General features: G+C 36.1%; 13 protein-coding genes. 2 read left to right on the top strand and 11 right to left on the bottom strand.

What is annotated here, in order from left to right:
* Positions 1–19: 19 nt before the first annotated feature.
* From ACEN2F_RS04880 to ACEN2F_RS04855, 6 genes are all read right to left on the bottom strand, one after another.
* On the bottom strand, positions 20–916 hold the full coding sequence (locus ACEN2F_RS04880; RefSeq protein ID WP_441736620.1) for a serine/threonine protein phosphatase: 897 nt from the start codon (positions 914–916) through the stop codon (positions 20–22).
* A gap of 133 nt (positions 917–1,049) precedes the next feature.
* Entirely contained in the window at positions 1,050–1,832 is a 783-nt protein-coding gene (locus tag ACEN2F_RS04875; RefSeq protein WP_441736619.1) for a DUF3050 domain-containing protein, read from the bottom strand.
* 92 nt (positions 1,833–1,924) lie between these two features.
* Positions 1,925–3,103 carry an acyl-CoA dehydrogenase family protein gene (locus tag ACEN2F_RS04870; protein ID WP_441736618.1) on the bottom strand — a complete coding sequence of 393 codons (1,179 nt, stop codon included), beginning with the start codon at positions 3,101–3,103 and terminating at the stop codon, positions 1,925–1,927.
* Positions 3,104–3,338: 235 nt separating this feature from the next.
* Entirely contained in the window at positions 3,339–4,052 is a 714-nt protein-coding gene (locus tag ACEN2F_RS04865; RefSeq protein WP_441736617.1) for a tRNA1(Val) (adenine(37)-N6)-methyltransferase, read from the bottom strand.
* Between the two features lie 130 nt (positions 4,053–4,182).
* Positions 4,183–4,707, bottom strand: coding sequence for a ribosome maturation factor RimM (gene rimM / locus ACEN2F_RS04860; protein WP_441736616.1), 525 nt, complete (start codon positions 4,705–4,707; stop codon positions 4,183–4,185).
* A 14-nt stretch (positions 4,708–4,721) separates the two neighbouring features.
* Positions 4,722–5,282, bottom strand: a complete 561-nt coding sequence (locus tag ACEN2F_RS04855; protein ID WP_441736615.1) for a 30S ribosomal protein S16 — start codon at positions 5,280–5,282, stop codon at positions 4,722–4,724.
* A gap of 200 nt (positions 5,283–5,482) precedes the next feature.
* Here ACEN2F_RS04855 and ACEN2F_RS04850 point away from each other — a divergent pair, with 200 nt between their 5' ends.
* A complete protein-coding gene (locus tag ACEN2F_RS04850; RefSeq protein WP_441736614.1) occupies positions 5,483–5,965 on the top strand; it encodes a DUF6252 family protein in 483 nt (160 codons plus the stop codon).
* A 152-nt stretch (positions 5,966–6,117) separates the two neighbouring features.
* Complete coding sequence (locus ACEN2F_RS04845; protein ID WP_066079550.1) at positions 6,118–6,480, top strand: RNA recognition motif domain-containing protein; 363 nt, start codon at positions 6,118–6,120, stop codon at positions 6,478–6,480.
* Positions 6,481–6,564: 84 nt separating this feature from the next.
* Here the strand turns inward: ACEN2F_RS04845 and leuB are convergent, their stop codons facing one another.
* From leuB to leuC, 5 genes are all read right to left on the bottom strand, one after another.
* The gene (gene leuB, locus ACEN2F_RS04840) at positions 6,565–7,626 is read right to left on the bottom strand and encodes a 3-isopropylmalate dehydrogenase (protein ID WP_441736613.1); all 1,062 of its coding nucleotides are present in this window, start codon (positions 7,624–7,626) and stop codon (positions 6,565–6,567) included.
* 78 nt (positions 7,627–7,704) lie between these two features.
* The gene (locus ACEN2F_RS04835) at positions 7,705–9,300 is read right to left on the bottom strand and encodes an alpha-isopropylmalate synthase regulatory domain-containing protein (protein WP_441736612.1); all 1,596 of its coding nucleotides are present in this window, start codon (positions 9,298–9,300) and stop codon (positions 7,705–7,707) included.
* A gap of 40 nt (positions 9,301–9,340) precedes the next feature.
* Positions 9,341–9,871 (bottom strand): GNAT family N-acetyltransferase, encoded by a 531-nt coding sequence (locus ACEN2F_RS04830; protein ID WP_441736611.1) that lies wholly within the window; start codon positions 9,869–9,871, stop codon positions 9,341–9,343.
* 84 nt (positions 9,872–9,955) lie between these two features.
* Positions 9,956–10,552 carry a 3-isopropylmalate dehydratase small subunit gene (gene leuD / locus ACEN2F_RS04825; RefSeq protein WP_441736610.1) on the bottom strand — a complete coding sequence of 199 codons (597 nt, stop codon included), beginning with the start codon at positions 10,550–10,552 and terminating at the stop codon, positions 9,956–9,958.
* A 173-nt stretch (positions 10,553–10,725) separates the two neighbouring features.
* Entirely contained in the window at positions 10,726–12,120 is a 1,395-nt protein-coding gene (gene leuC / locus ACEN2F_RS04820; RefSeq protein ID WP_441736609.1) for a 3-isopropylmalate dehydratase large subunit, read from the bottom strand.
* Between the last annotated feature and the right edge of the window lie 132 nt (positions 12,121–12,252).

Raw genomic sequence — 12,252 nt, 5'->3', positions numbered from 1 at the left:
GCCTTGGCAAACGCTTTTTTTATTTGTAATCTTTTAGATTTGTTGGTCCTTCAAGTACTTCTCTAACCACTTGCAGAACACCATTTTCCTTAGTATCGATAAACCATTTTATCAGTGTAATTGTTCCATTTACAATTTCAATTCCAGTAATGCTTCTTGGATGCACGCAGCTTCCATCATTGAAGTATGGTGTTGTTTTTTCATTTGGATATGAAAAACTGGGACGGTGTGTATGACCTACGATGGTAATTTTGCGGTGGTTGTTCTCAATCCATTTTTTTATTCGGAGTTCGATTTTGATACGTTCTACATAATTTTTAGCAGGACTGGTAGGATCTGATATTCCCCAGATTTGGAGTGGTTTCCATAAAACACGAACCATAAATCTGTTGATTTTCCAGCATACGTAATTCATAAAATCGGCTTGGTGACCATGCGTCAAAAATAATTCTTGTTTGGTTTCCCGATGCACTAAAACGAGTGCTTCATGACATTTAATGCCTGTAAATAAAGGAGCAAGGGTGTCGTTTTGTGTGTTTGTGTAGGTTGAAAGCGTTTTTTTTACATGATCTTTATCTCGAAAAGTCATTTCATGATTTCCCCAAAGTTTTAGATATCTGTCGGAGTCATGAAATTTTTTAAGTAAAAGATAGACGTTTTTGTGTGCTTCAAAAATGGTTTTAAAGAAGATATTTTCCCATAATTCATCTCCATCGCCTAATTCGCAATACGTAAACCCATCATTATAATATTGGGTCATCGCATGAAAATACACATTTCGATTACTGGCAAAATCATCAGCAAAACTGTTGTCACTGCGGTGGCAGTCGCTAAAGAGGATAAATTTTGATTGATTATCAAAAGGAATTCTTTGTGCTTCTTTGTAAGCTCTGGTTAATCGTTCTTGGGAAGACATTTATTTCATTTAAAAAATAAAGATAAAAAAAATAGCTAATAAAGCTATTTTTTTTCTTGCCCACTCATTTTGATAAAATATTTTTATTATTTCGGAACGTGACACTTTATTATTTTATCGAGCAGAATCTCTTTTATGCTAATTCCACTTTCATCATAATTGTTTCCTCGATTGCATCCCAAAGTCCGATTCGTTTTTCTAAAGCTAATTTTGAAACTTCTTCTACGTCAGACCATTTTTGTGCATCCATGCCACAAAGCTCTGTAATCATTTGCATTGCCATTGGGCCGTGTTCATCAGCGTCTAGTTCAATGTGTCTTTCAAAATAATAAATGAGTTTACTCAAATCAGCTTCAGGAAAATTTGCTTGAAAATTTTTCAAGATTTCAGTAAACATGCTTGGAATCAAGTCTTCTCTTCCAAAAGTGAAAGCGGCTGCGATTTCATGGGCTTTTCCTTCTTCAATAACCCGAAATGTAAAATCCAGAAATGCTTTGATGTTAGGATGCAAATTACTTGTTTTGATAGCTACAAATATGTTTTGAAGAGAATCCACTTCGGATAAAAAATATTCAATTCCAGCGGTGTTTGCTCCAGAGGCCTTCATGGCTTCAATATACATCTCATAGTGACTTGAGCGTCGTCCATCGATTGTCAAATCAGACTCTTCGGCGACTACAATTTCGTTTATTAGATATCGGGTTTCTGGATTTGTTGTCGCAAACCATGGCGTTGTTGTACAGGTCAATTTAGATTGTAATGCTTTCAATAACGACATGAAATCCCAAACTGCATAAACATGATTTTCAAGGAAACATTGTAAATCCTCAATGGTTTTTACTTTTTTATATAAAGAATGTTGTAACAATAGACTTTTTTGGGGTTGAATGCTATTGTTGATTGTTTCAATATTCATAAGTTGTATTTTTTATGTAAATATAAAAAAGCTTCTTGTTTCCAAGAAGCTTTTACTATCAATTTTACAAATACTTTAATAATCGTTTACAGCTATTTGAAAGCAGGAATGCCAGTAATATCCATACCTGTAATTAGTAAATGAATGTCATGTGTTCCTTCATACGTGATTACTGATTCCAGATTCATCATGTGTCGCATGATGGAATATTCTCCTGTAATGCCCATTCCACCCAGCATTTGTCTGGCCTCGCGGGCTATATGAATTGCCATATCGACATTATTTCTTTTAGCCATTGAGATTTGAGCTGTTGTAGCCCTTCCTTCATTTTTTAATACTCCTAATCTCCAAGTCAACAACTGTGCTTTGGTAATTTCGGTAATCATTTCGGCCAATTTTTTTTGTTGTAATTGTGTTCCTGCAATAGGTTTGTCAAACTGGATTCTTTCTTTTGCATAGCGTAAAGCGGTATCGTAACAGTCCATAGCGGCACCAATAGCTCCCCAAGCAATTCCGTAACGTGCTGAATCAAGGCAGCCAAGTGGTGCTCCTAATCCAGATTTGTTTGGTAGTAAGTTTTCTTTTGGAACTTTGACATTATCAAAAATTAGTTCTCCAGTTGAAGATGCACGAAGTGACCATTTGTTGTGCGTTTCTGGAGTGGTAAAACCTTCCATCCCGCGTTCTACAATTAAACCGTGAATTCGTCCTTCTTCATTTTTTGCCCAAACAATGGCAATATCAGCGAAAGGTGCATTTGAAATCCACATCTTGGCACCATTTAATAAATAATGGTCGCCCATATCTTTAAAATTTGTAATCATACTTCCCGGATCAGAACCGTAGTTAGGTTCCGTTAATCCAAAACAGCCCATGTATTGTCCGGTAGCTAACTTAGGTAGATATTTTACGCGTTGTTCTTCATTTCCGTATTTCCAGATTGGGTACATCACTAGAGAAGATTGTACAGATGAAGTAGAACGAACACCAGAGTCTCCACGCTCAATTTCTTGCATGATCAAACCGTAAGAAATTTGGTCTAAACCTGCACCGCCATATTCTTCTGGAATGTAAGGACCAAATCCGCCAATTTCGCCCAAACCTTTTATAATTTGTTTTGGGAATTCTGCCTTTTGAGCATATTCTTCTATAATAGGAGATACTTCACGTTTTACCCACGCACGGGCAGATTCGCGAACTAGTTTGTGCTCTTCTGTTAGTAAATCGTCTAAGTTATAGTAATCTGGAGATTGAAATAAGTCTGGTTTCATGGTTTTATGAATTTTATAGAGTACAAATTTACATAAAGAAATATAACAAAAGCATCAACAATTGTTATATTTTTATTTTATAACTGAAAATTAAAGGATTTCACCATCGAAAAAGTAGTTTTTCAAAGGCCAATTTTAATCAAAAGTCTGTGTACTAAATTACAATAAAATAATTAGTTGTCGAAGAAATTTTATTTGTGGAAATGTAGTTACAATTTTTAGTTGCAATCTTGAATTACATCTTCAAATAAAAATCCTTTGTCAATCCAATATATTCCACAGTGTAAATGTGTCGTTCTGTTTCGATGATAAGTTCATCAATTGGTAAATCAATAGTTTTTTTTCGGGTAAAAGCCAATAAACTGCGTTTGATTTCTGTAGTTGGAGTTCCTTTTACGTGAGTGATTTTAAAAGGATATAATTCATAATCTTTGGCCAAAGCCAAAAAATTTTCTTCTTCTTTAAAAGGAATGACTACGGCGAATATTCCGTTTTCCGAAAGTAATAAATCAGCAGCCTCAATCAAATCTTCAAAAGGCATCGCGTCAGCAAAACGGGCTAAATCGCGCTGTTCGTTCTCGGATTTATAATCATCAGTATAAAATGGGGGATTGGAAACAATTAAATCGTACTCGTCTTCGGGTTCGTCTATAAACTCATCCAAGCCAGCATGAAAACAAAAGAGGCGATCGCTCCAAGGAGAGTTTTCAAAATTATCTACGGATTGTTCATAGGCTTCTTCGTCAATTTCTAAAGCGTCAATTTGTTCTGCATTGCTTCTTTGTGCCAGCATTAAGGCGATTACACCTGTTCCTGCTCCAATATCTAAAATGCTAAAAGGATTGTTTTCAATGGGTGTCCAAGCACCAAGTAAAACGCCGTCGGTTCCAATTTTCATGGCACAACGATCTTGTTCAAGAGAAAATTGTTTGAATTGGAATTTAGACATAGAAAATTTTGATTTCAGCGGGACGGATTTTGATTTCAGATTTTTTGTAAATGCGGATTTATGGATTGCAATACAGATACCAATGAAGTCTTTGATTTTATCGATTAACTGAATAACCGATTACACTTTTCTAAAGATACATTTCAATAAGGCCTTCAGGCAGGTCCATGATAACTTTTTTATTTTCACGGTCAATTTTAACCAAGAAAAGATCAATCATCGGGATAAGAATTTCGACGTCCCCGTTGAGGACTTCAAAAAGAGGTTGAGCAGTAGTGTCATTCACGGATTGAATTTTCCCAACAACACCAAGGCGTTTGTCTTCCACTTCAAAACCAATTACTTCGTGAAAATAGAATTTATTGCCAGTAAGTTTTGGCAACATTTTTAAAGGAAGATAAATAGCGTTTCCTAAAATAGCATCGGCATCTTCTTCGGTATTCATATCTTCAAAACGAATTCTAAGGAAATCGTTTTTGTGTAGTGAACTGCTTTCAATAAAAAAAGGAACCAAGTGCTTGTTGCATTCAACAAACACTGATTCCAGGTTTTCGTATAACTCAGGTTCATCCGTGTCTAAATAGGCAAGAACTTCCCCTTTGAAACTAAATTTTTTAGCGATTTTACCTAAATAGAAACAATCTTCTTTACGCATAGCCGCCTTGTAAATTATGCTTCAGTTGTTTCGTTATTTTCTTCTGCAGCAGGAGCTTCTTCAGCTTCAACTTCAGCAACTTGTTCTTCAACAGCTGGAGTTGCAGCAGCGATTGCGTCAGCTTCTGCTTTAGCAGCTGCGGCTAAACGTTTTGCATTTACATCTTGTTCTGCTTTGAAAGCTTTGGCTTTAGCATCCGCTTGCGCTTTTGTTAAACCTTCTTTTTTAGCATCAACTGTTCCAGTTTTAGCCTCTAACCATGCATTTAATTTAGCATCAGCTTGTTCTTGCGTTAAGGCTCCTTTGCGAATACCACCATCAAGGTGATGTTTCAGCAAAGCTCCTTTGTAAGAAAGAATTGCTTTTGCAGTATCAGTTGGTTGAGCACCATTGTGCAACCATTTTACTGCGCTATCAAGGTTCAATTCGATAGTTGCTGGGTTTGTGTTTGGATTGTATGTACCAATTTTTTCTAGGTACTTACCATCTCTTTTTGAGCGTGCATCTGCAGCTACAACCCAGTAAAAAGGTTTTCCTTTTTTACCGTGTCTCTGTAATCTAATTTTTACTGACATAATCTTGTGATTAAATTTAGAGGTACTCGACCTCTGTTAATTAAGGGTGCAAAGATACATTTTTTATTGATAAATGCTAATCGGATTATAGTTTTAGACCAATGATAGTACGCTTTGGGTAATAAGTCGTCTGTTTTTTTAGTTTGGATTTCATTTTTTAAGGTTAAATGCGCTATTTTTGTTTGTTAAAAAAGGTTTTTATGAAGAAGTCTTTATTGTTATTGGTAGTTCTTTTTTCTTTAATGTCTTGCGAAGAAGATGTTAGTTTTAACAATCCCTCTTTGCAAGGAATGAAAGATAATGTGTTTTGGAGAGCGGTAGCTTCCCAAGCGACGGTAGCTTCTGATGGTTCGCTACTAATTGAAGGTTTTACTGGTAACGAGGTTTTGACTTTAAGGACAACCTCGATCACTTCCCAAATATATCCGCTGGGTAATAGTAATTCTAAAACAGCTGTGTACGAGATGAATGATGGTAGTGGTGGTGAAATTTCATTTGCAACCGGCATTGACATGGGTAGCGGTCAAATTGTAATTACTAATTATGATGAAAAGAATCAGTCAATTTCAGGTACTTTTAAATTTAGTGCTGAAAATACAGATGGTAATCAAGTAGAAGGTTCGGTTTTAAATTTTCAACAAGGCATATTTTATAAAATCCCTGTTATTTTTGAGCTCCCGTAAATCCCTGTTATTATAATTTTTACAGTATATAAAACGGTCAGATATATTGATTTGTTTTCTTTTAGTGTTTAAAAAAAAAACATAAATAAGCTAATCTGTAGTAGATTACAAAAATATATAGTATATTTGCTGTATTATTTAAATAAGAACATATGAATATTTTTGTTGGAAGTCTTCCATTCAGTATTGAGGAAGCAGATTTAAGAGAGTCTTTCGAGGCTTATGGAGCAGTTGATTCAGTTAAAATTATTACTGATAAATTCACTGGAAGAAGTAAAGGATTTGGTTTTGTTGAGATGCCAAATGATGATGAAGCTCAAAAAGCAATTGATGAATTGAACGGAGCTACTGTTCAAGGACGTGCAATCGTAGTAAACAAATCTGAGCCTAAACCAGAAGGTGAAAGAAGAAGTTTTAACAATAACAGTCGTGGTGGAGATTCACGCGGTGGTTATGGTGGTGGAAACAGCCGTGGTGGAGAAAACCGTGGTGGTGGAAACAGAGGCGGATATTAATATTTTTCTCTATAATTATAAAAAAAGGTGTCAATCAAAATTGACACCTTTTTTGTTTGGATACGCACGGTAAAAATAATTATTTTACAAATTAGCAACCAACCAATCGCCAACTTCACTCGTTTTATAGGCCTTGGCTCCTTTTGTAACTAAATCTTCCGTTACAATTCCTTGTTCTAATGATTTGTTGACAACGGCTCTTATTGCTTCGGCTTCTTCTTTTAATCCAAAAGCATCTTCAAACATCATTGCTGCAGATAACACAGTCGCTAATGGATTTGCAATATTCAATCCTGTAGCTTGGGGGTAAGATCCGTGAATTGGTTCATACAGTGAGGTGTGTTCTCCCACAGAGGCGGAAGGCATTAATCCCATAGATCCAGAAATCACAGAAGCCTCATCGGTTAAAATATCACCAAATAAGTTTTCTGTAATTAGGACATCGTAAGTGTTTGGCCATTGTACTAAACGCATAGCTACAGCATCTACAAATTCATAACTAACGGTAACTTCAGGATATTCTTTTTCCATAGCCTGAACGGTTTCTCTCCACAAACGTGATGTTTCCAAAACGTTGGCTTTGTCTACGCAACATAGTTTTTTAGTCCTTGTCATCGCCAATTCAAAACCTTTTTTAGCTAAACGTTTTATTTCGGATCTGGTGTATGTGCAGGTGTCATACGCCGTCTCCCCGTCGTCTTTTCTTCCTTTTTCTCCAAAATAAATCCCACCGGTAAGTTCTCTCAAAAAGATTAAATCTGTTCCTTCAATACGTTCGCTTTTCAAAGGAGAATTGTCAATCAAAGATGGGAATGTGAAGGTCGGACGTACATTGGCAAACAAACCTAATTTTTTACGCATCAATAATAATCCTTGTTCTGGTCTTACGGGCGCACTTGGATCGTTATCATATTTTGGATGGCCAACGGCGCCAAACAAAACAGCATCGGCTTTCATGCAAACTTCATGGGTTTCATCAGGATAAGGAACACCTACTGCGTCAATAGCGCAAGCTCCAGTAAGTGCTGGCGTCCAAGTGATTTCATGGTTGAATATTTTTGCAATCGCATCCGAAACTTTTACTGCTTCATGGATTACTTCGGGTCCAATTCCGTCTCCGGCTAAAAGGGCTATGGTATATTTCATATTAATTGTATTTTCCATCGCCTAGCCCCTCTTATGGAAAGGAGGACTAAGTGGGATAGGATGGGTTTATTATTTGTGTTATATATTTTTAATTTTATTTAAAATTTGACGATCTAATTGCGTCGTGGCTCCTTCCTCTCCGGGAAGGGCTGATGAGGGGATTACATTCAACATTTTCTGGGTTGCTATAATTGCCGCAACTGTCTGATCTGAATCCAATCCTCTGGTTTTGAATTCTTTTCCATTATTGGTCCACGTAATTATGGTTTCGCATAATGCGTCAGAACTACTTCCGGGAGGAATTCGCACAGCATAGTCGATCAATTTTGGTAATTCTAAATTTTTGCTTTTGTATATTTTTGCCAATGCATTCATAAAAGCATCAAATTGACCATCACCTTGCGCGTGCTCTTCAATGATTTCACCGTCTATTTTTAAAGATAAAGTTGTCGATGGGCGCAATCCTTTTGCATGAGACAGTATATAAGATTCAACAATGACTTTTTCTTGATAGGTCTGACTATCTAAAACATCAGAGATAATGTAGGGTAAGTCTTCTTTGGTAACGGTCTCTTTTTTGTCTCCTAACTCGATGATGCGTTGCGTGACTAATTTTAGATCTTCTTGATTTAATTTTAAACCCAATTCTTGAAGATTTTTTTCGATATTTGCTTTACCGGATGTTTTTCCTAGAGCATATTTTCGTTTTCTTCCAAAACGTTCTGGGAGCAAATCATTAAAATACAAATTATTTTTATTGTCGCCATCCGCGTGAATTCCGGCCGTTTGCGTAAATACATTGTCACCTACGATAGGCTTATTTGCAGGAATTCTATAACCGGTAAAAGTTTCCACTAATTTACTTACGGAGTACAAAGATGATTCTTTTACACCGATTGCTATTTGTGGAAAAAAGTCATTGATCACTGCAACAGTACTTTCTAATGGTGCATTTCCAGCACGTTCACCCATCCCGTTTACTGTAACATGCAATCCTTGTATTCCTGCTTTCACAGCTTCCATCACATTTGCAATGCTTAAGTCGTAGTCATTATGAGCATGAAAATCAAAATGAGTATCAGGATATCGTGCAATAATTTCCGAAACAAATTCATAAGTTTCCGAAGGAATTAAAACCCCCAAAGTGTCAGGTAATAAAACTCTTTTTATAGGTTGGTTGGTCAAAAAATCGAGGTATTGAAATACATATTCAGGTGAATTTCGCATGCCGTTACTCCAGTCCTCTAAATAGACGTTGGTTTCAATATTATTTTCCTGAGCTAGTGCAATGGTTTGTGCTATTTCAGTAAAATGCTGTTCGGGTGTTTTTTTTAATTGATGTGTTAAATGATTGAGTGATCCTTTAGTTAGTAAATTCTGCACTTTTGCACCCGCATTTTTCATCCATTCAATGGAAAGTCCGCCGTCTACAAACGTTAAGACTTCTATTCTGTCCGAATAATTTTTCTCATTAGCCCAAGTCATAATTCCTTTTACTCCTTGAAACTCGCCCTCGCTTACACGTGCCGAAGCAATTTCGATTCTATCAATATTTAATTCTTCCAGCAACAATTGTGCAATGGTTAGTTTTTCTGCAGCAGAAAATGAAACTCCAGAGGTTTGTTCACCATCCCGGAGTGTCGTATCCATTATTTCAATTTTTCTTCTTTTCATATTGATTGTATAAATTCTCTTTCGTACTGTGGTTCGTTTTTTAAGGTAGCTTTTTTTGTATTTCGATTTGAAACAAACTCAAAGTAATCCCGTCATAATGTTTTGGTAATCCTTTGTATTCGGGAGTAATTACGCCTAAAAAATTAAATCCACATTTTTGATAATATTCGATTAATGACTCATTATCGCCCCAAGTATCCATTCTCAAAAAATCAAGTTTTTTTTCTTTGGCAAACAGCATTCCCCATTTGATGATTTTTTCTACAAAATGCTGACCTCTAAATTTTGGATGCGTCACAATTCTGTGAAAATAAACGGCTTGGTCTACGTTTTTTTCTTTCCAAATACTTTCATCTTCAAAAGTAATGGCGAAAATACAGCCGATTTCACCATTAATAAGCACCTTCCATTGTCGGTTTTCAGCTATTTCTTTGGTAACCAAACTTCTTTCAAAACCTTGCCATTGTTTGTGAAATTTCGTTTTTTGATACGCAATTGCTAAGTCATAAAACTCAAAAATTTTGTCAATATCTTGTTTTGTACTTGGTTCGAAAGTCGTTCGTAGATTCATCTTCGCTTTTTTGTAACTTCTAATAATTTAAAGATTGAAGATTTGTAAAACCTGCAAGTATTGATTTTAATAAAACGTGAGATTTTAGTATGGTAACTTAGCTGCAAAATCTATCACTTCTGATTTAATATTTTGTAAATAATCAATGTCGTCAAATCCATTGATCATGTTATCTTTTTTGTAACCAGAAATATCAAAAGATTCTTTTTCCCCAGTCGATTTAAGTGTAATGGTTTGCTCTGGAAGATTAATTTCTAGTTCTGTTTTTGGATCTTCTTCGATCGCTTTAAATATTTTTTCAGCAAATCCGCCACTAACTTGAACGGGTAATACACCAACATTCAGGCAGTTGTTTCTAAAAATATCAGCAAAAAAACTAGAAACTACACATCTAAAACCATAATCATAAACTGCCCATGCAGCGTGTTCCCTAGAGGAACCAGAACCAAAATTTCGGCCGCCAACAAGGATTTTTCCGCTGTAAGTGGAATTATTTAAAACGAAATCAGCTTTAGGAGTTTCGTCGTTATTGTATCTCCAGTCACGGAAAAGGTTATCGCCAAAACCAACACGTTCCGTTGCTTTTAGAAATCGAGCAGGAATAATTTGATCCGTATCTACATTTTCAATAGAAAGAGGAACTGCAGTGCTGGTAAGAATATTAAATTTATCGTAAGCCATTTGAGTTTTTATTTTTGATTAACGATTTTTGATTTCCTGTTTTGAAAATAAATTTTTAATCGCCACTATTTTTGTTTTTTTACGGTTTTCATTTTGGTTTTAAAAATTCAAATTGAATTTGGATACTAACGAAATCTACAATAAAAAATCGTTAATGTTCAATCTGAAATCTTTTAAATAAGGGTTCTAGGATCTGTCAATACTCCTGTAACAGCAGCGGCAGCAGCCATGAAGGGGCTTGCTAATAGTGTTCTTGAACCGGGTCCTTGACGGCCTTCAAAATTTCTGTTGGAAGTACTTACCGCATATTTTCCGGCAGGAACTTTATCGTCATTCATTGCTAAACATGCTGAACATCCAGGCTGACGCAAGACAAAACCAGCTTCAGTTAAGACATCAAGAATTCCTTCTTTTTTAATTTGTGCTTCTACCACGTGTGATCCGGGAACTAGCCATGCTGTAACATTAGCCGCTTTTTGTCGCCCTTTTACAATGGAGGCAAACGCCCTGAAATCTTCAATTCGGCCATTGGTACAACTTCCTAAAAAGACGTAATCAATTTGTTTTCCAATCATGGCTTCTCCTTGATGGAATCCCATATATCCTAAAGATTTTGCATACGTTTCTTCTCCTTCGGCAACGTCTTTTGAGTTTGGAATGTTTTTAGAAATACCCAATCCCATTCCAGGGTTTGTTCCATAAGTAATCATGGGCTCAATATCTGATGCGTCAAAGTTTATTTCTTCATCAAATTTGGCGTCAGCATCAGTTTTTAATGTTTTCCAATAGGCTACAGCATTGATCCAAGCGTCTCCTTTTGGCGCAAACAAGCGACCTTCTAAATAATCAAAAGTAGTTTGGTCTGGGGCAATCATTCCGCCACGCGCACCCATTTCGATACTTAAATTACAAACAGTCATACGACCTTCCATGGTCATGTTTTCGAAAACTTCGCCGGCATATTCTACAAAATAACCGGTAGCACCTGAGGTTGATAATTTTGATATAATATAAAGTGCAACATCTTTTGGAGTAACCCCAAATTGAAGTTCTCCAGCAACATTGATGCGCATTTTTTTTGGTTTTGGTTGCATAATACATTGCGTAGAAAGCACCATTTCAACTTCAGAAGTTCCAATTCCGAAAGCGATGGCACCAAAAGCTCCGTGAGTTGATGTATGTGAATCACCACAGACAATAGTTGCGCCGGGTAAGGTAATTCCGTTTTCAGGTCCTACCACGTGTACAATTCCGTTCTTTATATTTCCTAATCCCCAATGTGAAATGCCGTATTCTAATGCATTTTCTTCTAATGCTTTTAGTTGATTAGCTGATAATGCATCTTCAACCGGCAAGTGTTGATTTATAGTTGGTGTGTTGTGATCTGCAGTAGCAAAAGTGCGCGCTGGGTATAATACTGAAATTCCTCTTTCTTTTAAACCTAAAAAAGCTACAGGACTAGTTACTTCATGGATGAAATGACGATCAATAAAAAATACGTCAGGTCCATCTTCAATTTTACGCACCACGTGCGAATCCCATACTTTGTCAAATAATGTAGTGCTCATTTTAATATGTTTTAATGTGTTTTGTTGATAGCCGGAAAGACTACGATGATAACAATAAAAGCAAATCTAAAAAAACAATCAAGTCTTTACTTTTCAATATTGCATTATATACGATACCCAAATAACCAATCG

It is taken from the genome of Flavobacterium sp. W20_MBD1_R3, assembly GCF_052119725.1.
Taxonomy (GTDB): domain Bacteria; phylum Bacteroidota; class Bacteroidia; order Flavobacteriales; family Flavobacteriaceae; genus Flavobacterium.
The sequence above is the reverse complement of the archived record's forward strand: the minus strand, read 5'-3'. Positions and strand labels throughout refer to the sequence as shown.